Origin of the sequence: Agrococcus sp. TSP3-2-1 (assembly GCF_049897585.1) — a bacterium.
Taxonomy (GTDB): Bacteria; Actinomycetota; Actinomycetes; order Actinomycetales; family Microbacteriaceae; genus Agrococcus.
The window spans coordinates 25,898-45,953 of record NZ_JAFCWN010000001.1 but is presented as its reverse complement, the minus strand read 5'-3'; the positions used below and the strand labels follow the sequence as shown (position 1 = coordinate 45,953).

Sequence of the window (20,056 nt, the reverse complement as noted above, 5' to 3'; positions counted from 1 at the left end):
GGAAGCTGGGGCGGCTAGAGCCGCCCCACCCTCGTCACCCGCACGACCGCGCGGCCCTCCTCCGCGGAGGCCGCGAGGTCGATCGTCGCCCAGATGCGCCAGTCGTGGTCGCCGGCCGGGTCGGCGAGGATCTGCTGCACCTCCCACACCTGCGGGCCCTCGTCGATGACGAGCATCCGCGAGCTCCGCGCATCCGCCCCCGTGCCGATCGAGCCGTGCTCGTCGTAGTAGGCGTCGAGCGCCTCGCCCCAGGCATCCGCGTCGAAGCCCGACGACGCATCCAGCTCGCCCAGCTCCTCGTGCTTGTCGAGCGCCGCGAGCTGCACGCGTCGGAAGAGCTCGTTGCGCACGAGCACGCGGAACGCGCGCGGGTTCGCGACGACCGAGGGCGGCGGCGGGGGCGCGATCGGCGCCTCGCCCGGCGTTGTGGGGTGCATGAGCTCCTCCCACTCGTCGAGCAGGCTCGAGTCGACCTGCCGCACGACCTCGCCGAGCCACTCGATGAGGTCGAGCAGCTCCTCGCCCTTGACCTCGTCGGGCACCGTCTGCCGGATCGCCCGGAACGCATCCGACAGGTACCGCAGCACGAGCCCCTCCGAGCGCGAGAGCCCGTAGTGCTGCACGTAGTCGGCGAACGTCATCGCCCGCTCCCACATGTCGCGCACGACCGACTTCGGCGAGAGCTCGAAGTCGCGCACCCACGGCTGCGACTCGGCGAACATCGCCAGCGCCTCGGTGAGCAGCTCCTCGAGCGGCTTCGGGTGCGTGACGTCCTCGAGCAGCTCCATGCGCGCCTCGTACTCGATGCCCTCGGCCTTCATCGCCGCGACCGCCTCGCCGCGCGCGAGGAACTGCTGCTGCGAGAGGATCGGGCGCGGGTCGTCGAGCGTCGCCTCGATGACCGAGACGACGTCGAGCGGATGCGTCGGGCTGGCCTCATCGAGCAGGTCGATCGCCGCGAGCGCGAACGGCGAGAGCGGCTGGTTGAGCGCGAAGTTCGGCTGCAGGTCGACGGTGAGGCGGATGCGCGGGGGCGCGTCGGCGTCTCGGGGATCGGGATGCTGCTCGACGATGCCCGCGGTGCGGAGCGTGCGGTAGATCGCGAGCGCGCGCCGCTTGAGCTCGAGCTGCTTCGCGCGCGGCTCGTGCGACGACTCGATGAGCTCGCGCACCTCGGCGAACGCGTCGCCGCCGCGGCCGATGATGTTGAGCAGCATCGAGTGGCTGATGCGCATCTGGGATTGCAGCGGCTCGGGCTCGGCCTCGATGAGCTTCTCGAACGAGGGCTTCCCCCACGAGACGAACCCCTCCGGCGCCTTCTTCCGCACGAGCTTGCGGCGCTGCTTCGCGTCGTCGCCGGCCTTCGCGAGCATCTTCGCGTTCTCGGCCTCGTGCTCGGGCGCTTGCGCGACGACGGTGCCGGCGGTGTCGTAGCCGGCGCGGCCGGCGCGACCCGCGATCTGGTGGAACTCGCGCGCGGTGAGGTGACGCATCCGGGTGCCGTCGAACTTCGTGAGTCCCGTGAGGAGCACCGTGCGGATGGGCACGTTGATGCCGACGCCGAGGGTGTCGGTGCCGCAGATGACGCGCAGCAGCCCCTGCTGCGCGAGCTGCTCGACGAGCCGGCGGTACTTCGGCAGCAGCCCCGCGTGGTGGACGCCGATGCCCTGGCGGACGAGCCGCGAGAGGGTCTGGCCGAAGCGCGTGGTGAAGCGGAAGTCGCCGATCGCGCGGGCGATCTCGTCGCGCTGCTCGCGAGTGGTGATCTTCGCCGAGGTGAGCGCTTGCGCCCGCTCGAGGGCCGCGGCCTGCGCGAAGTGGACGATGTAGACGGGCGAGCGCTGGGTGGCGAGCAGCTCCTCGATCGTCTCGTGCACGGGCGTCATCGCGTACTCGTAGGTGAGCGGCACGGGGCGCTCGACGCCCGTGACCTGCGCGGTCTCGCGGCCGGCGCGACGGCTCAGGTCGTCGGCGATGCGGGAGACGTCGCCGAGCGTCGCCGACATCAGGATGAACTGCGCTTGCGGGAGCGTCAGGAGCGGCACCTGCCACGCCCAGCCGCGCTGCGAGTCGGCGTAGAAGTGGAACTCGTCCATCACGACCTGGCCGACGTCGGTCTCCTCGCCGTTCCGCAGGGCGAGGTTCGCGAGGATCTCGGCGGTGCAGCAGATGATCGGCGCGTCGGCGTTCACGGACGAGTCGCCGGTCACCATGCCCACGTTCTCAGCGCCGAAGACGTCGACGAGCTGGAAGAACTTCTCGCTCACGAGCGCCTTGATCGGCGCGGTGTAGAAGGTGCGCTTGCCTTGCGCGAGGGCGGCGAAGTGCGCGCCGACGGCGACGAGCGACTTCCCCGTGCCGGTGGGCGTCGAGAGGATGACGTTCGAGCCGCTCACGACCTCGATGAGCGCTTCCTCCTGCGCCGGGTAGAGCGGCAGCCCGCGCTCGGCCGACCACTCGGCGAACGCGTCGAAGGCGGCATCGGGGTCCCAGGGCGAGGGGGCGAGGTCGAGAAGCGGCATCGCCTCGAGTCTGTCGCACTCGCCGCAGGGCAGCCTCAGACTTCGGCGAGCGCCTGCGAGACCAGCCGATTGATCGACACCTTCTCCTCCGCGGCCCGCATGGCCACCTTCTTGTGGAGCGACGGCGAGATGCGCACGCTGAGCTTCCCCGAGTACGTCCGGTCGACGAGCGGCACCGGCACTTCCTCCCCTTGCTCGCGCAGGTCAGCGACGACCGACTCGATCAGTGCCTCCAGACCCCGCAGGGCCTCCGGCGCCTCGTCCGCCACCCACGACAGCGAGGGGAACTCCGCCGCGGTGGCGACGAAGGCTCCGTCCTCCTCTGACCACACCGTGCGGTAGCCGTAGTGCAGGCTGCTGCTCATCGTTCCTCCTCGAGCTTCTCAATTGCCGCGAGCACTTGCCGCACTTGATACGGCACTGCGGCACCGTCGCGATCCTGGATGTTGACGCGGGGGTCACCCGGCCAAGGCGTGGCGAACACGAGGTGCGAGCCGCCGCTCTGCCTGGGCTCCCCGAAGTAGTGCTCGCACACCGCTCGCAAGTCGGAGAAGCGCACGCTCGTCGGGGCGTTGCGCATGGCAGCGAGTCGCTTCTCGAGCTTCCCCACGACTGCGATGGTAGCACTATTGCTACCATTTGGCACGTTGCTTCGGGCGTCTCGATCGATGAGACGGCAGAGCGCTTGACCGCGACGGCCTGGACGACTCGCGGACAATGTGCACCTTCATGCGGCTCGGCGGGCGCGCAGGCCGCAACAGCGTGCACAAGTTCGCGAGGGACGCGACGACGCGCGGAACGATGTGCACGCTCCTGCGGCCTGCGGCGGGCGGCTGGCGCAGCACCGTGCACACGGATGCGGCCTCGGTAGACTGTCCTGTGCTCCCCCACGATCCGGCTCCCGCCGGCGCGCCCGCAGACGCGCCCGAGACGCTCTCGGCCGACGACGTCGCCACCACGCTCCGCGTGCTCGAGACGCTCCACCGCATGGACCGCGACGACCCTCACTACGTCGCCGTCCGGCAGGCCACCGCGAACATGTTCAAGGAGGTCAAGCTCGCGAGCCGCAAGGCGAAGCACGCGCGCATCCAGGCCGCCGACCGCGCGGTCGTCGCGAAGACCGCCACCGGCGCGCCCGACCGCATCGACGACGAGACGCGCGGCATCCCGCTCGAGACCCGCAGCGCATCCCCCACCGCCGGCACGCTCCTGCGCTCGCGCGGCTGCTACATCTGCAAGCAGCAGTACACGCTCGTCGACGCGTTCTACCACCAGCTCTGCCCCGAGTGCGCGGCCATGAGCCACGCGAAGCGCGACGCCCGCACCGACCTCACCGGCAAGCGCGCGCTGCTCACGGGCGGCCGCGCGAAGATCGGCATGCACATCGCGCTGCGGCTGCTGCGCGACGGCGCGCACACGACGATCACGACGCGGTTCCCGCGGGATGCGGTGCGTCGGTTCTCGGGGATGCCCGACGCGGACGAGTGGCTCGGCAGGCTCAAGGTCGTCGGCATCGACCTGCGCGACCCGGCGCAGGTCATCGGGCTCGCCGAGGAGGTCGCCGCCGCCGGTCCCCTCGACATCCTGATCAACAACGCGGCCCAGACGGTGCGCCGCTCGGCGGGCGCCTACGCGCCGCTCGTCGAGGCGGAGCTCGCGCCGCTGCCGGATGGCCCGCTCCCCGAGCTCGTGACGTTCGGGCACACGAACGACGCGCATCCGCTCGCCCTCGCCGCCTCGGTCGCGAGCCACCCGATCCTCGCGAGCGCGGCGGTGACGGCCGACGAGCTCTCGCAGCAGGCGATGGCGGCGGGGTCGAGCTCGCTCGAGCGGCTCGCGGCCGGCACCGCGATCGACGCGGGCGGGCTGCTGCCCGACGAGGCGCACGTGAACTCGTGGACGCAGCACGTCGACCAGGTCGAGCCGCTCGAGATGCTCGAGGTGCAGCTCGCGAACATGACGGCGCCGTTCCTGCTCGTCTCGCGGCTGCGCGCCTCCCTCGCCGCCTCCGCCGCGCGCCGCACGTACATCGTGAACGTCTCCGCGATGGAGGGCGTCTTCGGCCGCGGCTACAAGGGCCCCGGCCACCCGCACACGAACATGGCGAAGGCCGCGCTCAACATGCTCACCCGCACGAGCGCGCGCGAGATGTTCGAGAGCGACGGCATCCTCATGACGGCGGTCGACACCGGCTGGATCACCGACGAGCGCCCGCACTTCACGAAGGTGCGGCTCGCGGAGGAGGGCTTCCACGCTCCGCTCGACCTCGTCGACGGCGCCGCGCGCGTCTACGACCCGATCGTGCGCGGCGAGGCGGGCGAGGACCTCTTCGGCGTCTTCCTGAAGGACTACGCGCCGGGCTCCTGGTGATGCAGCGCCTGGTGATGTGCCGATGACGCCCACCGAGCTGCACGCGCTGCCGATCGGCACGCGCGTCGTCGTGCGCTACCGGCTGCACGGCGACACCCACACGGCGACGGATGCGCTCGGCGAGCTCGTGCACGTCGGCGACACCGCGTGCACGGTCGCGACCCGTCGCGGCGAGGTGGTCATCGCGATCGCCGACATCGTCGCGGCGAAGACGGTGCCGCCGCCGCCGGAGCGGCGCCCGCGTTCCGCCTGACCGCGATTCGCGAGCATTGCTCAACCGGCTGGGTGCGGGGCCAGCCGTTCGCAGACCGGCGGCGACGCACGGAGCCGGTTGACCGGTGAAGCAACGCGACGGTCGCGGCCGCGCACACCGCATCTCAGGCTCGGCTGACTAGCGTGTCCCCCACCAGCGCAAGCCGCGAGCAAGGAGAGCCGCCATGGCCGAGAACCAGGACCCCACCGCCACGCCCGCCACGCGCAGCGTCCCCGCGACCTCGTCGAGCGCCGGGACGTCGGCGTCGACGACCGGCTCGACCACCGCATCCACCGCATCCTCGGAGCAGAAGCAGGTGCGCCTCGACTCGAGCCTCGACGGCCACCAGCGCCAGGGGATCTCGGGGGCTACGTGGTTCGCGCTCATCCTCGGCACGATCATCCTGATCCTGCTGCTGATCTTCATCCTGCAGAACAACGAGCCGGCCGACTTCATGTTCCTCGGGCTGGAGTTCAGCCTGCCGCTCGGCATCGCGATGCTGTTCGCCGCGATCGCCGGCGTGCTCATCACGGCGCTCCTCGGCTCGGTGCGGCTGTTCAAGGTCAGCCGCCGCGTGCGGAAGCTCGAGAAGGAGCGCGAGCAGATCAAGGAGGCGCTACGGTGACCCACGGCAGGAGCCGCTTCCCGATTCCGTATACGCAATTGTAGGCTTTTCGTATACGCTTAGTGGATGAGCGAGCACCGCCTGCACGGCCAGCCGGTCTCGGACGAGCAGATCCAGGCGTGGGCCGACGACGCGGAGCAGGGCCACGACCCGTCGAAGCTCCCGAGCCCCCGACGCGGCCGCCCACCCGTGGGTGACGGACCCGGAGTCGTCGTCCCGGTACGGCTCGACGCCACGACCATCGCTGCGTTGACCGCTCGTGCGGAGGCTGAAGGGATCGCCACACGCTCCGACGCCATCCGCGCGGCGGTGCGCGAGTGGGCGCGCCTTGGCTGATCTCCATCAGTCGGCACGGAAGCACTATCGACGCGAGTCGGAGCTGATCATCCACGCCATGAAGGCGCGGGGGCAGCACCTCGACGAGGTATGAGAGTTCGCGGCGATCGCGAGTGCTGGAGGCGCCGCTATGACGCGAGGTGCAGAGCGGATGCGCGCCGTCGGCGCCGCCGGATCACGAGCTCGGCGACGGCGAGGTTGATGAGCCAGCCGAGCGTCATCGCGACCGCGCGCGAGGTCTCGTCGCTCGAGCCGTAGAGCATCGAGCCCGGGATCAGCACGACCGCCTGCGTGCCGGCGGCGACGCCGAGCGCGTAGGCGCGCGTCGTCCACGCGCCGTGCTCGGCGTAGCGGCGCCGCACGAGCGCGCGCACCGCGAGCGCGAGGGCGACCAGCATGAAGCCACCGAACACCCAGCGGATGACGAGCAGCGCCGGGCCGTCGCCCGGCGGCAGCTGCGAGAAGGTCGCCATCCACAAGGCGGAGAGCGCCACGACGAACCCGGCCGGGATGAGGATGCGGCCCGCGAAGCGGTGCCAGCTGCGGCGACCTCGGCGCAGCGACGGGATGAACTGGAACGCGCCGACGACGCTGAAGACCACGCCCGCGACGATGTGCAGCACGACCGGCACGGGGAAGTCCGTGAAGCGCGCGGCCGCAGGGATGAGCTCGGGGCCGCCGGCGAGCTGCGTCAGCCGCAAGGAGCCGGAGATGATCGGGATGAGCGTGAGCAGCGTGAAGCCGACCGGGATGAGCCACACCGCCCACGAGCCGCTCGCCGAGCGGCGCCGGTCGGGTGAGACGGCGGTGACCATGGCGACCCTCACGTCCCGGCGAGCGCCGGCTCGCGCCTTGCCGCGAGCTCGCGCTCGCTCGGCCGCGGCACGGACGCCCGCCCCGCCTGGCCGAGCCACACGGGCACGCGACCGACCGCATCCGCGTCGCCGTCGATGCGCAGCTCCTCCGCCCGCAGCGCGTGCAGCCACGACCGGCCGCCCCGCCAGATGCGCGTCATGACCGGCAGCCGCGTCGTCACGGTCGCCGCGACCGCGAAGCCGGGATCGAAGTCGCAGAGGTCGAGATCGCCCTCGCGGCACACGAGCCACCACTGCGAGGGCTGCGCGTCGGTGAAGCGCATCGCCACCACCGTGCGACGGCGCGGCCACGCCTCGAGGTCGATCTGCCGGCGCATGTCCCACAGCAGCAGGTGCGGGTCGAAGTCCTCCTGCCCGAGCTCGCCGATCCAGCGCCCGCCCCACGCGGCGAGCCCGTCGACGATCGGCCGCAGCTCCTCCGCCGCTTGCGTGAGCCGGTAGTCGGTGCGCGTGCCCTCGACGCGCTTGCGCACGAGGCCCGCGTGCTCGAGCCGCTTCGACAGCAGCGCCGGCGACATGTGGGGCACGCCGCGGCGCAGCTCGTTGAAGCGCGTCGAGCCGGCGAGCAGCTCGCGGATGACGAGCAGCGTCCACCGCTCGTCGAGCAGCTCCATCGCCTTCGCGACCGGGCAGAACTGGCCATGTCCACTCATGTCGGCCTCCGCATCCGGCACCCAGTGAACGCCTGTCGCGGCACTCGCGCCAGGGGTGATCCGGTGCCGATCGAGCACCGGGAGCAGTACAGATCCAGCACTGGATGGCGACGCGCTGCCGGAGGACAGTCGTACTCACCTTCCGCAAGGAGGTGCTCGACGTGCGGCGCTTCGGCTCGGGTGCGGACTTCCGCGACTTCTTCAAGCGCACCTACGGCCCGACGATCGTCACCAACCGCGGCATCGCCGACCAGCCGGAGCGCGTCGCCGAGCTCGACCGCGAGCTCGAGGCGCTCGGCGAGCGCTACCGCGACGGCGACCTCGTGCAACTCGCCCTACACCTGTGGCTGGTGGAGGCCGCGGCGCGACTCCGCCCACGGGGCCCGCGGCTAGGCTCGGAGCACCCGACCCGGAGGTTCTGTGCCCCACGCACCCGTCTTCCATGCCGAGGATCTCGCCGACTTCGTCGACGCATCCCCCTCGAGCTTCCATGCCGCCGCCGAGGTCGCCCGACGCCTGCAGGACGCCGGCTTCACGGCGCTCGACGAGACGGATGCGTGGCCCGAGGCCCCGGGCAAGCACCTGGTGGTGCGCGACGGCGCCGTGATCGCGTGGGTCGTGCCGCAGGGTGCGACGGCGACGGCGCCCGTGCGGGTCTTCGGCGCGCACAGCGACTCCCCCAGCTTCAAGCTCAAGCCGCAGCCGACGACCGGCCGGCTCGGCTGGCTGCAAGCGGGCGTCGAGATCTACGGCGGGCCGCTCCTCAACTCGTGGCTCGACCGCGAGCTGCGCCTCGCCGGTCGGCTCGTGCTCGACGACGGCACCGAGGTGCTCGCCGACTCCGGCGCGCTGCTGCGCCTGCCGCAGCTCGCGATCCATCTCGACCGCAGCGCCAACGACGGCCTGACGCTCGACAAGCAAATCCACACGCAGCCGGTGTGGGGCCTCGGCGCACCCGAGTCGGCCGATCTGCTCGCCGAGCTCGCCGCATCCGCCGGGGTCGATGCCGCCCGCATCCGCGGCTACGACATCACGACCGCCGACGCCGCGCGCGCCTCGATCTTCGGCCGCGACCACGTCTTCTTCGCCGCCGGCCGCCTCGACGACCTCGCGAGCGTGCACGCGGGCGTCGTCGCGCTCGCGAAGGCCGCCGACGGCTTCGACGGCGACCACATCCCGGTGCTCGCGGTCTTCGACCACGAGGAGATCGGCTCGGCGACCCGCTCGGGCGCGGCCGGCCCGTTCCTCGAGGACGTGCTCGAGCGCATCGGCATCGCCCTCGGCGGCGATCGGGGCGAGCGGATGCGCGCGCTCGCGTCGTCCTGGTGCGTCTCGAGCGATGTCGGTCACTCGGTGCACCCGAACTTCCCCGAGAAGCACGACCCGGTCGTGCAGCCGCTCCTCGGCTCCGGACCCATCCTGAAGATCAACGCCAACCAGCGCTACGCGACCGATGGTGCGGGCGCCGCCGCCTGGCACGGCTGGTGCTCGGCCGCGGGCGTGCGATCGCAGGCGTTCGTCTCGAACAACACCGTGCCGTGCGGCTCGACGATCGGGCCGATCACCGCGACGCGGCTCGGCATCCGCACGGTCGACGTCGGCATCCCGATCCTGTCGATGCACTCGGCGCGCGAGCTCGCGGGCGTGAGCGACCTCTTCGACCTCGCGCGCGTCGCCGAGGCGTTCTTCACCGGCACCGAGGGCTGAGCCGAGCGCCGGTGAGCCAGCGGACGGGCGTCGACTACATCCTGCCGCTGCGCTGGGACGCGGCGACCTCCCGCCGCGAGCGCGCCGAGCTGACCTCCTACCTCGAGCGGCTGCGCGACTGGGCCGACGTCGTAGTCGTCGACGGCTCGGACGAGCCGGTCTTCGCCGAGCACCACCGGGCGTGGTCGCCGCTCGTGCGCCACATCCGGCCCGACCGCGTGACGCCCAACGGCAAGGTCGCCGGTGTGCTCACCGGCATCGACGCGACCGAGCAGCCGCGCATCGTGATCGCCGATGACGACGTGCGCTACACCGAGACGGCACTGGCGGATGCGGTGGGCCGGCTCGGGCGCGCGGGCATCGTCGCGCCACAGAACCACTTCCGGCCGCTCCCCTGGCACGCGCGCTGGGACACTGCCCGCTCGCTCATCAACCGCGCGCTCGGCGCCGACTACCCCGGCACGCTCGTCGTGCGTCGCGAGCTCGCCGCCGACGGCTACCGCGGCGACGTGCTGTTCGAGAACCTCGAGCTGCTGCGGACTGTCGAGGCGCGCGGCGGCCGCGTCGAGTGGGCGAGGGACCTCTACGTCGAGCGCCGCCCGCCGACGCCCGCGCACTTCCGGTCGCAGCGCATCCGGCAGGCCTACGACTCGTTCGCGCAGCCGGCGAGGCTCGCGGCGGAGCTCGCGCTGCTGCCGGCGCTGCTGCTGCAGGCGCGTCAGCCGCGCGGCTACCTGCTGTGGGCGGCCGCCGCGGTCGCCGTCGCGGAGCGCGGCCGCCGAGCCGCGGGCGGGCGGCGCGTGTACCGCCCGACCGCGGCGCTGTGGGCGCCGGCATGGGTCGCGGAGCGCGCGGTCACGGCGTGGCTCGCGCTCGGCTGGCGCCTGCGCGGCGGCGTGCCGTACGCGGGCGACCGACTGCGCCAGGCCGCTTCGCCGCGGCGCGGGCTGCGCACTCGGACCACACGGCCCTGAGCATCGCTCTCGCCGCTTCAGGCGAGCGAGAGGAAGAGCTTCTCGAGCTCGTCGACGCGCGCATCGCCGCCCTCGCGCTCGTCGGCGAAGCACTCCTTGAGCGCGCCCGCGACGACGAGGAAGCCTGCGCGGTCGACGGCCTTCGAGACGGCCGAGAGCTGCTGCACGATGTCGCGGCAGTGCGCCTCGTCCTCGACGGCCGCGATCACGGCGGCGAGCTGGCCGTGCGCGCGGCGCAGCCGGTTGACGACCTTGCGCTTCGCCTCGGGGTCGTGGCCGATCGACAGGTCTGCGGTGCTGGTCATGCGGTCCTCCTGGGTTGACATCCACGATACCCCGTGGGGTATAGTTTCGATACCCCCAGGGGTATATGAGCTCGAGTGCCAGGAGGCGATATGTGCAGGGCGACGACGTGCCGCGTGTGCGGCAGGACCACATGGGCAGGCTGCGGCCAGCACATCCAGGACGTGCGGCGCGGTGTGCCCTCGTCGCAATGGTGCAACGGCAGCCACACCCAGACCGAGATCGACAAGGCGCGCAGCGCCCGACCCGGATTCCTCGCCCGCTTGTTCGGGCGCTGACTCACGACCGAGAGCAGAGGACGAATCATGTGCGCACGCATCACCTGCGACCGCTGCGGCAAGCCGACCTGGGCCGGTTGCGGCCAGCACGTCGAGGAGGCCCTCGCGGGCGTCCCGGCCGCTGACCGCTGCCGCTGCGCCTAAGAGAGCACGAGACCATGCTGCTCGAGCGCATCTACGACGAGGACCTCGCCCAGGCGAGCTACGTCATCGGCTGCCAGGCGACCGGCGAGGCCATCGTGGTCGACCCGCGCCGCGACGTCGACGTCTACCTCGACTTCGCCGCGAAGCACGGCCTCCGCATCGCGCATGTCACCGAGACCCACATCCACGCCGACTACCTCTCGGGCACTCGCGAGCTCGCGACTCGCACCGGTGCACACATGCACGTCTCCGACGAGGGCGGTCTCGACTGGACCTACGGCGAGGGCTTCGCCGACGCCGAGCTGCTGCACGACGGCGACTCGATCGTCGTCGGCAACGTGCTGCTGCAGGCCGTGCACACCCCCGGCCACACCCCCGAGCACCTCGCGTTCCTCGTCACCGACGGCGCACAGGCCGACGAGCCCGGCTTCATGCTCACGGGCGACTTCGTCTTCGTCGGCGACGTCGGCCGGCCCGACCTGCTCGACGAGGCCGCCGGTGGCGTCGACACGCGCTTCGAGGGCGCGAAGCAGCTCTTCGCGAGCCTCCGCGACCGCTTCCTGACGCTGCCCGACTACGTGCAGGTGCTGCCCGCGCACGGCGCAGGCTCCGCGTGCGGCAAGGCGCTCGGCGCGATCGCCACCACGACCGTCGGCTACGAGCGGGCGTTCTCATGGTGGGCGCCCTACCTCGCCGGCGACGACGAGCAGGGCTTCGTCGACGAGCTGCTCTCGGGCCAGCCCGACGCGCACGCGTACTTCGCCCGGATGAAGTCGCAGAACCGCATCGGCCCCGCGCTGCTGGGTGAGCTCGCACCGGTTGCGGAGCGCTCCGCCACCTCCGTGCGCGAGCTGCTCGAGGCCGACGCCGCCATCTTCGTCGACACCCGCGACCAGCGCGAGGTGCACGAGGGCACCGTCGCCGGCGCGCTCAACATCCCGGGTGCCGACAGGGCGGCGAGCTACGGTGCCTGGGTCTACGACCCCGAGACCGAGCACCGGCCGCTCGTGCTGCTCGTCGACGACCAGGTCGAGGCAGGGCGGATGCGCGACCACCTCGTGCGCGTCGGCATCGACGCCGTCGACGGCTTCACGCGCTCGCTCGAGGGTCTGCCGATCGTGCAGCCGCGGCTCATGCAGCCCGAGGAGCTCGACGGGCTCGCGGACGTGACGCTCGTCGACGTGCGGTCGCGCTCCGAGCACGCCGACGACCACATCCCCGGATCGACGCACCTGAGCGGTGGCCGCGCCCTGTGGCACCTCGACGAGCTGCCGAGCGATCGGCCGCTCGTGACGTACTGCCAGAGCGGCGTGCGGAACAGCATCGTCGCGAGCGCCCTGCGGCGCGCGGGCGTCGACGTCATCGAGCTCGACGGCTCCTACGCCGGGTGGCGCCGCTCGACCGACCGCGAACCCTCGACCTCGGCGTGACGTCGCTCGCGACGCCGGTGACCCTCGCGTCGGCGCTGCTCGTGGCGGGTGTGACGAGCGCCGTCGTCGCGATCGGCACCTCGCTGGTGATCGCGATGCAGACGCTCGTCCGCCTCGCGACCCAGCCCGCGCTCGCCGACGTGCCGTGGGCGCTCGTGCTGCCCTTCATCGCGCTCGCCGTGCTCGGCTCGCTCCTCGGCGCTTCGTTCGCCGGGCGCATCCCCGACCGCATCCTGCGCCGCGCGTTCGCCGCCCTCGTGCTCGTCGTCGCGGCCGCCATCGTCGTGCAGCAGCTGCTGCCGCTGCTCCCCCTCCGCTGAACCCCCGAACCTCAAGGACCCCCATGCTCAAGCCCTTCGCTGCCCTGACCGCACTCCTGCTCGCCCTTGGCCTCGCGTCGTGCGCGCCGAGCGCGCCCGACCCGGTCGCGCTGCCTGCCGACGCCGTCGTGGTCGACGTGCGCACGGCTGGCGAGCACGCCGAGGCCCGCCTCGCCGGCGCGGTGCTGCTCGACATCTCGAACGGCGACCTCGCCGAGGCGCTGCCCGGGCTCGACCCGGACGTGCCCTACTTCGTCTACTGCCGATCCGGCAGCCGCTCCGCGCAAGCGGTCGCGCTCATGCGCGACGCAGGCTTCTCGGACGTCACCGACCTGGGCTCGCTCGAGGCCGCCGAGACCGCGACCGGCCTCGCTATCGAGCGCTGATCGCATCCATCCCCTCGACCACCGCACGGAGGCATCCATGACCACTCGCGACATCACGATCGACACGTTCGACCAGACCATCACCGAGGGCGGCATCGTGCTGCTCGACTTCTGGGCGGCATGGTGCGGCCCGTGCCGCATCTTCGCGCCCGTCTTCGAGCGCGCGTCGGAGCAACACCGCGACATCGTGTTCGGCAAGGTCGACACCGAGGATCAGCAGGAGCTCGCGGCTGCGTTCCGCATCACGTCGATCCCCACCCTCATGGCGTTCCGCGACGGCGTCCGCGTCTTCTCGCAGCCCGGCGCGCTGCCGCCCGATGCGCTCGAGCAGCTCATCGAGGGCGTGCGCGGCCTCGACATGGACGACGTGCGCCGGCAGATCGCGGCGCAGGACGAGAGCTCGGCGACGTGAGCGGGCGCCGGGCGGCGATCCGCTGCGCGCCCGGCACCGCCGAGCGCATCGTGCAGGCCGCGGTCGGTGCGCTGCTCGCGGCCTTCGCGCTCGACAGCCTGGGCGACCCGCTCGTCGCGGTCGTGGCAGCCGCCGGCGCGGCGGTGCTGATCGTCGGCGCGATCCGCGGGTGGTGCCCCGGCGGCCTGCTCGCGCAGCGCGCTGCCGCGAGGGCCGCGAGGCACCAGCCGGAGGAGCCGACCAGGCGCTGAACGTCCGGGAGGGGGATGCCCTACCCTGGGAGCTGGTGTGCCGGGAAGCCTGGTCGGCGTGCCGCCGGGCACGAGGCTCGGTGGCGTCGAGAGGAGCCACGTGGAGCCCACCCGCACCCCCACCGGCGCGCGACGCGCGCGCATCGCGCAAGCGCTGCGACTCGAGACGACGAGCGGTGTGCTGCTGCTGCTCGCCGCTGCCGCCGCGCTCATCTGGGCCAACTCCCCGTGGCGCGAGTCGTACACCTCGCTCATGGAGCTGCGCGTCGGCCCCGCTGCGCTGCACCTCGACCTGAGCGTCGCCGCGTGGGCGGCGGATGGCCTGCTCGCGGTCTTCTTCTACGTCGTCGGCGTCGAGCTCAAGCACGAGCTCGTCGCTGGGAGCCTCCGCGATCCGAAGCGCGCCGCCGTGCCGGTGCTCGCCGCGATCGGCGGGATGGCGCTGCCCGCGGTCGTCTACGTCAGCATCGTGCTCGTGGCGGGCGACCCGGCCGCGCTGAGCGGCTGGGCCATCCCGGCCGCGACCGACATCGCATTCGCGCTCGCGGTGCTCGCGATCTTCGGCCGCGGGCTGCCGGTCGGCCTGCGCACCTTCCTGCTGACGCTCGCGGTGGTCGACGACCTGCTCGCGATCGTCGTGATCGCCGTCTTCTACACCGCGACGGTGCAGCTCTTCGCGCTGCTCGGCGCCGCGGTGGCGATCACCGCGTTCGCGCTGCTGGCCCGCTCGCGCTACGACCTCTGGTGGGTGCTGCTGCCGGTCGCGCTCGTCGCCTGGTGGCTCATGCACGAGTCGGGCGTGCACGCGACGATCGCGGGCGTGCTGCTCGGCGCCACCGTGCCGGCCGCTCGGCTGCACGGCGAGCGCGCCCCGCGCACGCACCAGCACGAGGCCGCGGTGCGGCCCTGGTCGACCGCGATCGCGCTGCCCGTGTTCGCGTTCTGCTCGGCGGGCGTCTCGGTCGCCGATGGCGGCGGCTTCGCAGAGCTCGCGGCCCAGCCGGTGCTGCTCGCCGTCGCAGCGGGCCTCGTGCTCGGGAAGCTGCTCGGCGTACTCGGCGTCACCGCGATCGTCACCCGACTGACGCCGCTGCGGCTGCCCGACGGCATCGGCATCCGCGATCTCGTGCCCGTCGCCCTGCTCACCGGCATCGGCTTCACCGTCTCGCTGCTCATCACCGAGCTCTCGTTCGACGACGCCGCCCGCACCGATGCCGCGAAGCTCGCCGTGCTCATGGGTTCCGGCATCGCCGCGCTGCTCGCCGCGCCCCTGCTGCGCTGGGACGCGCGCCGCGCTCGCAGCATCGACGAGAACGCGGATGGCATCCCCGACTCGCAGCAGGCGCGGATCGGCGACTGACCGTCAGCGGGCCGCAGCAGCCTCCTGCCGCCGCACGATCTCGGTGATCCACGTGGGCGCGAACGGCGACGTGCAGTTCGGCGGGGTCGGGTAGTCCTTCAGCACCTCGAGGCGCTCGCCGATCGCGAGCGCCCGCGCGCGGTGCTCGGGATGCGCGATGCCGACCTGCGCGAGCGTCGTGTTCATCTCCCACTGCAGCCGGTCAGGCGCATCCGCCATCTCGGTTTCGATCACGTCGAGCAGCCCGGCGAGGTCGAGCCCGTCGGGGCGCTTGACGACCCGATCGCTCGTCAGCGCCCATCCCGCGCTCGCGACCACGGCATCCGCGTCTTCGAGCCACGCGAGTCGCAGCGCCTCGGCGTCCGGATGCTTCTTCACGACGTAGTTCACCAGCCAGTCGTGCACCTTCGGGGCCCTCGCCTCGCGCAGCATGGCGTCGAGCGCGTCGCGCGAGAACGACTTCGGGCGGCAGACGAGCAGCGCGAGCAGCCGGGCTGCCGTGTCGTCGGTCGCCCACAGCTCGAGGGCGAGCTCGTGCTGCGTCTTCAGCCGCTTGGCGATCGCGCGCAGCTTGCCGAGGTTGACGCCGTGATCGTCGCCGTGGCGCTCGTTGACCTCGCGCATGCGCGGGTCTTCGAGGGTGGCGAGCTCGGCGAGCAGCTCGGGCACGGTGTCGGTCATCGGGGCTCCTCCGCGGCCAGCCTAGGACGGATGAGCGGATGCCTCGGAGGCGGTTTCGACCCGGTCAGCGCGCTACGCGCGCGGACCGGCTCAACCAGCGGGTGGGAGGCGCGGATCGCATCGACCCGCGCAACCGCTCAGCGGTTGCGCTCCGACTGGTGCGACGCACCGGGTCCGCCGACCTCCTCGGGCAGCTCGTCGATGGGGACGACGACGATGTCCTGGATCTTCCAGTCGAGCTCGATGCAGCCGTCGCGCGCGTCGAGGAGCTGCTGCACCGTCGGCTGCATGCCGTGCCGCGGCACGACGAACGACTCGACGTGGAAGACATGGCCCTGGTCGCGCACGCGCGAACCGGCCTCCGCGACCCACGGCAGGCCACGCAGGTAGTCGTCGATCTCGGCGGCATCGGGATGCGGTTCGTCGTCGTCGAAGGTCGTCGCGCGCGTGTCCATGAGGTCGGTGATCGCCGCCTTCATGTTCTTGACGCCGTCCCACAGGATGCTCGCGGCGATGAAGAGCGCGGCCGCAGAGTCGGCCCACCAGAGCCCGAGGCCGATGCCCGCGACGCCGACGATCGAGCCGGCCGCGGTCATCCAGTCGGCCTTGTTCATGTCGGCGTCGGCGTAGAGCACCTTGTCGTGCAGCTCTTCGGCGAGCTTCATCTTCACCCTGCCGAAGTAGATCGGCAGCGGGATGGTGAGCGCCATCACGAGCATCATGAGCCAGCCGAGCCACAGCTGCTGGCCGAAGATCACGACGGTGCCGATCGGCGGGTGCTCGGCGAGGATGAGCCCCGAGGCGGAGTCGTAGATGAGGAACGCGCCCATCGTGAACAGCGCGACGCCCGCCACGAGGTGCGCGACGCCCACCGAGCGGTGGTAGCCGTAGGGGTACTTCTTCGTCGGCGTCTTGTTGACGAGCCGCACGGCGAGCAGGAACGCGATCGGCGGCGCGAGCGAGAGCAGGTCCTCGATCCACGCGGCCTTCATCGCCTGCGAGCTGCCCATGACGAGGAACACGAGCGTGATCGCGACGGCGAGGAACAGCAGCGTGAACCACTCGATGCGGATCGCGCGCTTGAGCGCCTGCTGCTGCCGCTCGGGCAGCTCCGTGCGGCCGAATCGGTCGGTGCGCGCCTTCATCGTCCGGTCTCCTCGTGCAGGAAGGTCTCGAGCTCGACGAGGAACGCGTTCTCGCCGAGCGGAGCGAGCATGACGTGCTTCTCGACCGTGCCGTCGGCGGCGGGAGCCTCGAGGTAGGGGCGGGTCGCGGCGCCGAACTCGCTCCAGGGCGTGTCGTCGAGGAAGCCGCCGATGACGAGGTCGAGCTCGCCCTGCTCGAGCGCGTCGGCGAGCTCTGCCTCGCTGCCGGTCTCCCACGCGATGTCGGCGTCGAGCCGCTCGGCGAACGCCTGCACGAGCGCCGCCTCCGAGCCGGTCGGCTCGCCGGCGCCGTCGAGCTCGACGAACGGCCGGTGCTCCGTCGCGCCCACGCGCAGCACGTCGCCGCGCACCCGGTCGAGCGTGCCCTCCGGGTCCGCCGGGATCTGCATGCCGCACCCCGTCAGCGCGACCGCCGCGACCGCCGCGCTCGCGAGCGCCAACCGCATCCTCACCATGGTTCGGACAGTAGCCTCGGCACCGCAGAGCAGGCTGAGGCCGAAGCGCGCCTACCGCTTGCCGCGCAGCAGCGCCCGCAGTCCCGCGACGGCGCCGTCCCCACGAGCACCCAGGGACCGGCGACGAGGATCGGGTCCACCCACTGGTGGTTGACGTCGGCGCGCTTCCGCCCGACGCGCGCCGTGAGCCCGTGCCTCAGCTCGGCCGTCACGCCGGTCTCGGTGATCGGGTTGTCCGGGCGCAGGGTGGCGAACGAGCGCAGGTGCGACTCCCACGCATCCACTCGGTCTCCCGCGATGAGGAGCAGCCAGTGGGCGGCGCGCGCCTCGCTGAAGCGCTCGTAGGCGAAGCGCCTGATCATGCCCGAGACGCCGCGCAGCGGCACCGAGGTGCCGAACACGGGCGGGAGCATGCCGTGCTCGATCGAGCGCTCGCGGGGCTGGTCGCCCTCGGGCTGCCGGTCGGGGAACTCCCAGTGCGCGCCGGTCGCGCCCGGGTCGAAGCGCTCGCGCGGCACCGAGGGCCGGTCGGCGGGGTCGAGGTCAACACCCCAGCCGGGGATGCGGGCGCGCAGCGCCTCACGGCTCGGCGGCTCGGGCTTGTTCGCGGTGTACGGCATGGTCGCTCCTGTGCTCAGTACTCGCTACTGCTCAGCGCTCGCCGACGACGACGAGCGGCTTGATGCAGTCGTCGAGCTTCGACGAGAAGATGTGATAGCCCTCGGCGATGTGCTCGAGGGGGATGCGGTGGGTCACGATGTCGCTCGGCTTCAGGTGGCCTGCCTGGATGTGCTCGAACAGCCGCGGCCACTGGCGCTTCATCGGCGCTTGGTTCATGCGCAGCGTGAGCCCCTTGTTCATGGCGTCGCCGAACTTCACCGCGCTGAAGATCGGACCGTAGGCGCCCATCACCGAGACGGTCGCGCCCTTCCGCACCGAGTCGATCGCCCAGTTGAGCGCGATGGGCGAGCCGCCCTGCAGCTTGAGCTTCGCCGAGGTGACGTGCTGGATGAAGTTGCCGTCGGCCTCCGCCCCCACCGCGTCGATCGCGACGTCGGCCCCGAACCAGTCGGTGATCCGCTTGAGATGCACGACGATGTCGTCGTACTCGACGAAGTTGTAGGTCTCGGCGTGCGCGAAGGTGCGGGCCTTCTCGAGCCGGTAGTCGAGGTGGTCGATGACGATGACGCGCGCCGCGCCCATGAACCACGCCGACTTCGCGGCGTAGAGCCCCACCGGACCGGCGCCGAACACGACCACGGTGTCGCCCTCGGTGATGTCGCCCAGCTGGGCTCCGAAGTAGCCGGTGGCCAGCGCATCCGTCAGCAGCACGGCATCCGCGTCGTCCATCCACTCGGGGATGATCGACGGGCCGACGTCGGCGAAGGGCACGCGCACGAACTCCGCCTGGCCGCCGTCGTAGCCGCCGGTCGTGTGCGAGTAGCCGTAGAGCGAGCCGACCGCGGTGGCGTTCGGGTTGACGTTGTGGCAGTTCGAGTAGAGCCCGCGGGCGCAGTAGAAGCACGAGCCGCAGTAGATGTTGGCCGGCACCATCACGCGGTCGCCGACCTTGCGGCTCTGCACCGAGGGGCCGACCTCGTCGACGACGCCGATGAACTCGTGGCCGAACGTCGTGCCGACCCGGGTGTCGGGCATCATGCCGTGGTAGAGGTGCAGGTCGGAGCCGCAGATCGCGCCGAGCTGCACGCGCACGATGGCGTCGTTCGGATGCTCGATCCTCGGCTTGGGCTTCTCCTCCACGCGCACCTTGTAGGGCCCGCGGTAGACCATCGCTCGCATCGGCTCGCCTCCTGTGGATCGGTGAGCCAGCGCTGCAGGGGCCCGCGCCCGCTTCAAGGCGTGGCGGCTGGGAATCCACTCACCGGTCGCCCGTCGAGGCGCGGATGCGTCGGCCCGGCTCGGGCACGCGGGGCGCGAGTCGCGCGGCGCGGTCCTCGTCGCTCATCCGTGCGAGCACGCGCACGTCGGCCCCCTCGGGGAAGTAGCCGCGACGGCTGCGCTCGAGCCGCACGATGTACCACCAGGCCGGCACGCGCGCGGCCTTCGAGCGGTTGTGCGCTGCGCACAGCGCCTGCGCGTTGCGCTCGACCGTGGGGCCGCCGCGCGACCACGGGATGATGTGGTCGACCTGCGTCGCCCGAGCGCCGCAGCGCCCGACGAGGAAGAAGAGCGCCGCCTCGCAGCGACCGCCGGCGCGCTCGAGCACCGCAGCGCGAGGGCCGAAGCGGAACGTGCGCCACGGGTCGCGGCGAGGCGTGAGCGGCGCTCGCGTGAGCAGCGGCATCCGCAGCACCGCGACCGCGACGATCGCGCCCATGATCCACCACGCGTGCGGCGCGAGCCATTCGATCGACAGCTCGAGCACCTGCCATGCGATCGCGTCCACCGCATCCCCTCACCGCGTCCGGACCTCGGTGTCGCGCCCACTCCATCATGGCCGCTCACCGGCACCCCAGCTCAACCGCCCGTAGACTGCATCGGGCCCCGCGGCAGGCGCCGCGCAGCGCGCTCGCCGCGGTCGGCTCCGTGACGTG

24 protein-coding genes are annotated in these 20,056 nt (G+C 72.0%); 12 read left to right on the top strand and 12 right to left on the bottom strand.

Going from position 1 to position 20,056, the window contains the following annotated elements:
• Window positions 1-14: 14 nt before the first annotated feature.
• The 3 genes from ACP7BI_RS00240 to ACP7BI_RS00230 are packed head-to-tail and all read right to left on the bottom strand — an operon-like array spanning window position 15 to window position 3,132.
• Window positions 15-2,522 carry a DEAD/DEAH box helicase gene (locus ACP7BI_RS00240; RefSeq protein ID WP_425842780.1) on the bottom strand — a complete coding sequence of 836 codons (2,508 nt, stop codon included), beginning with the start codon at window positions 2,520-2,522 and terminating at the stop codon, window positions 15-17.
• A gap of 35 nt (window positions 2,523-2,557) precedes the next feature.
• Window positions 2,558-2,887: a type II toxin-antitoxin system HicB family antitoxin gene (locus ACP7BI_RS00235; protein ID WP_425842778.1), complete on the bottom strand. Its 330-nt coding sequence runs from the start codon at window positions 2,885-2,887 to the stop codon at window positions 2,558-2,560.
• Window positions 2,884-3,132, bottom strand: a complete 249-nt coding sequence (locus ACP7BI_RS00230; protein ID WP_425842776.1) for a toxin HicA — start codon at window positions 3,130-3,132, stop codon at window positions 2,884-2,886. The genes ACP7BI_RS00235 and ACP7BI_RS00230 overlap by 4 nt, the downstream gene beginning before the upstream one ends.
• Window positions 3,133-3,401: 269 nt before the next feature.
• Here ACP7BI_RS00230 and ACP7BI_RS00225 point away from each other — a divergent pair, with 269 nt between their 5' ends.
• The 4 genes from ACP7BI_RS00225 to ACP7BI_RS00210 all read left to right on the top strand — a co-directional run bounded on the left by ACP7BI_RS00225 (window position 3,402) and on the right by ACP7BI_RS00210 (window position 6,106).
• Window positions 3,402-4,892 carry an SDR family NAD(P)-dependent oxidoreductase gene (locus tag ACP7BI_RS00225; RefSeq protein WP_425842774.1) on the top strand — a complete coding sequence of 497 codons (1,491 nt, stop codon included), beginning with the start codon at window positions 3,402-3,404 and terminating at the stop codon, window positions 4,890-4,892.
• 22 nt (window positions 4,893-4,914) lie between these two features.
• On the top strand, window positions 4,915-5,145 hold the full coding sequence (locus ACP7BI_RS00220; RefSeq protein ID WP_425842772.1) for a hypothetical protein: 231 nt from the start codon (window positions 4,915-4,917) through the stop codon (window positions 5,143-5,145).
• A gap of 184 nt (window positions 5,146-5,329) precedes the next feature.
• The gene (locus tag ACP7BI_RS00215; RefSeq protein WP_425842770.1) at window positions 5,330-5,770 is read left to right on the top strand and encodes a LapA family protein; all 441 of its coding nucleotides are present in this window, start codon (window positions 5,330-5,332) and stop codon (window positions 5,768-5,770) included.
• 66 nt (window positions 5,771-5,836) lie between these two features.
• Window positions 5,837-6,106: a ribbon-helix-helix protein, CopG family gene (locus tag ACP7BI_RS00210; RefSeq protein ID WP_425842768.1), complete on the top strand. Its 270-nt coding sequence runs from the start codon at window positions 5,837-5,839 to the stop codon at window positions 6,104-6,106.
• A gap of 128 nt (window positions 6,107-6,234) precedes the next feature.
• On the opposite strand, the gene ACP7BI_RS00205 is transcribed toward ACP7BI_RS00210, so the two are convergent.
• Together ACP7BI_RS00205 and ACP7BI_RS00200 are read right to left on the bottom strand one after the other, a co-directional pair.
• Window positions 6,235-6,921 (bottom strand): DUF2306 domain-containing protein, encoded by a 687-nt coding sequence (locus ACP7BI_RS00205; protein WP_425842766.1) that lies wholly within the window; start codon window positions 6,919-6,921, stop codon window positions 6,235-6,237.
• A gap of 8 nt (window positions 6,922-6,929) precedes the next feature.
• Complete coding sequence (locus ACP7BI_RS00200) at window positions 6,930-7,634, bottom strand: winged helix-turn-helix transcriptional regulator (RefSeq protein ID WP_425842764.1); 705 nt, start codon at window positions 7,632-7,634, stop codon at window positions 6,930-6,932.
• Window positions 7,635-8,054: 420 nt separating this feature from the next.
• On the opposite strand from ACP7BI_RS00200, the gene ACP7BI_RS00195 reads away from it, so the two are divergent.
• Together ACP7BI_RS00195 and ACP7BI_RS00190 are read left to right on the top strand one after the other, a co-directional pair.
• Window positions 8,055-9,341, top strand: coding sequence for a M18 family aminopeptidase (locus tag ACP7BI_RS00195; RefSeq protein WP_425842763.1), 1,287 nt, complete (start codon window positions 8,055-8,057; stop codon window positions 9,339-9,341).
• Window positions 9,342-9,352: 11 nt separating this feature from the next.
• Window positions 9,353-10,315 carry a glycosyltransferase gene (locus ACP7BI_RS00190; RefSeq protein WP_425842761.1) on the top strand — a complete coding sequence of 321 codons (963 nt, stop codon included), beginning with the start codon at window positions 9,353-9,355 and terminating at the stop codon, window positions 10,313-10,315.
• A 17-nt stretch (window positions 10,316-10,332) separates the two neighbouring features.
• Here ACP7BI_RS00190 and ACP7BI_RS00185 read toward each other — a convergent pair whose 3' ends face one another.
• Entirely contained in the window at window positions 10,333-10,620 is a 288-nt protein-coding gene (locus tag ACP7BI_RS00185; protein WP_425842759.1) for a metal-sensitive transcriptional regulator, read from the bottom strand.
• A gap of 434 nt (window positions 10,621-11,054) precedes the next feature.
• Between ACP7BI_RS00185 and ACP7BI_RS00180 the strand changes: the two genes are divergently transcribed.
• From ACP7BI_RS00180 to nhaA, 6 genes are all read left to right on the top strand, one after another.
• A complete protein-coding gene (locus ACP7BI_RS00180; protein ID WP_425842757.1) occupies window positions 11,055-12,470 on the top strand; it encodes a rhodanese-like domain-containing protein in 1,416 nt (471 codons plus the stop codon).
• Window positions 12,467-12,790: a TSUP family transporter gene (locus ACP7BI_RS00175; RefSeq protein WP_425842755.1), complete on the top strand. Its 324-nt coding sequence runs from the start codon at window positions 12,467-12,469 to the stop codon at window positions 12,788-12,790. Before ACP7BI_RS00180 ends, ACP7BI_RS00175 begins: the two co-directional genes overlap by 4 nt.
• 23 nt (window positions 12,791-12,813) lie before the next feature.
• On the top strand, window positions 12,814-13,176 hold the full coding sequence (locus ACP7BI_RS00170; RefSeq protein WP_425842753.1) for a rhodanese-like domain-containing protein: 363 nt from the start codon (window positions 12,814-12,816) through the stop codon (window positions 13,174-13,176).
• 37 nt (window positions 13,177-13,213) lie between these two features.
• A complete protein-coding gene (gene trxA, locus ACP7BI_RS00165) occupies window positions 13,214-13,588 on the top strand; it encodes a thioredoxin (RefSeq protein WP_425842751.1) in 375 nt (124 codons plus the stop codon).
• Window positions 13,585-13,839, top strand: coding sequence for a YgaP-like transmembrane domain (locus tag ACP7BI_RS00160; RefSeq protein ID WP_425842749.1), 255 nt, complete (start codon window positions 13,585-13,587; stop codon window positions 13,837-13,839). The genes trxA and ACP7BI_RS00160 overlap by 4 nt, the downstream gene beginning before the upstream one ends.
• 100 nt (window positions 13,840-13,939) lie before the next feature.
• Window positions 13,940-15,199 carry a Na+/H+ antiporter NhaA gene (nhaA, locus tag ACP7BI_RS00155; RefSeq protein ID WP_425842747.1) on the top strand — a complete coding sequence of 420 codons (1,260 nt, stop codon included), beginning with the start codon at window positions 13,940-13,942 and terminating at the stop codon, window positions 15,197-15,199.
• 3 nt (window positions 15,200-15,202) lie between these two features.
• Here nhaA and ACP7BI_RS00150 read toward each other — a convergent pair whose 3' ends face one another.
• The 6 genes from ACP7BI_RS00150 to ACP7BI_RS00125 form a co-directional block, all read right to left on the bottom strand.
• The gene (locus ACP7BI_RS00150; RefSeq protein WP_425842745.1) at window positions 15,203-15,880 is read right to left on the bottom strand and encodes a DNA alkylation repair protein; all 678 of its coding nucleotides are present in this window, start codon (window positions 15,878-15,880) and stop codon (window positions 15,203-15,205) included.
• Window positions 15,881-16,017: 137 nt separating this feature from the next.
• Entirely contained in the window at window positions 16,018-17,025 is a 1,008-nt protein-coding gene (locus ACP7BI_RS00145) for a cation diffusion facilitator family transporter (protein WP_425842743.1), read from the bottom strand.
• On the bottom strand, window positions 17,022-17,492 hold the full coding sequence (locus ACP7BI_RS00140) for a transporter substrate-binding domain-containing protein (protein ID WP_425842741.1): 471 nt from the start codon (window positions 17,490-17,492) through the stop codon (window positions 17,022-17,024). Before ACP7BI_RS00140 ends, ACP7BI_RS00145 begins: the two co-directional genes overlap by 4 nt.
• A gap of 2 nt (window positions 17,493-17,494) precedes the next feature.
• Entirely contained in the window at window positions 17,495-18,121 is a 627-nt protein-coding gene (locus ACP7BI_RS00135; protein WP_425842739.1) for a hypothetical protein, read from the bottom strand.
• A gap of 31 nt (window positions 18,122-18,152) precedes the next feature.
• Window positions 18,153-19,301 (bottom strand): zinc-dependent alcohol dehydrogenase, encoded by a 1,149-nt coding sequence (locus ACP7BI_RS00130; protein ID WP_425842737.1) that lies wholly within the window; start codon window positions 19,299-19,301, stop codon window positions 18,153-18,155.
• Window positions 19,302-19,380: 79 nt separating this feature from the next.
• On the bottom strand, window positions 19,381-19,908 hold the full coding sequence (locus ACP7BI_RS00125) for an HNH endonuclease (protein WP_425842735.1): 528 nt from the start codon (window positions 19,906-19,908) through the stop codon (window positions 19,381-19,383).
• Window positions 19,909-20,056: the final 148 nt, after the last annotated feature.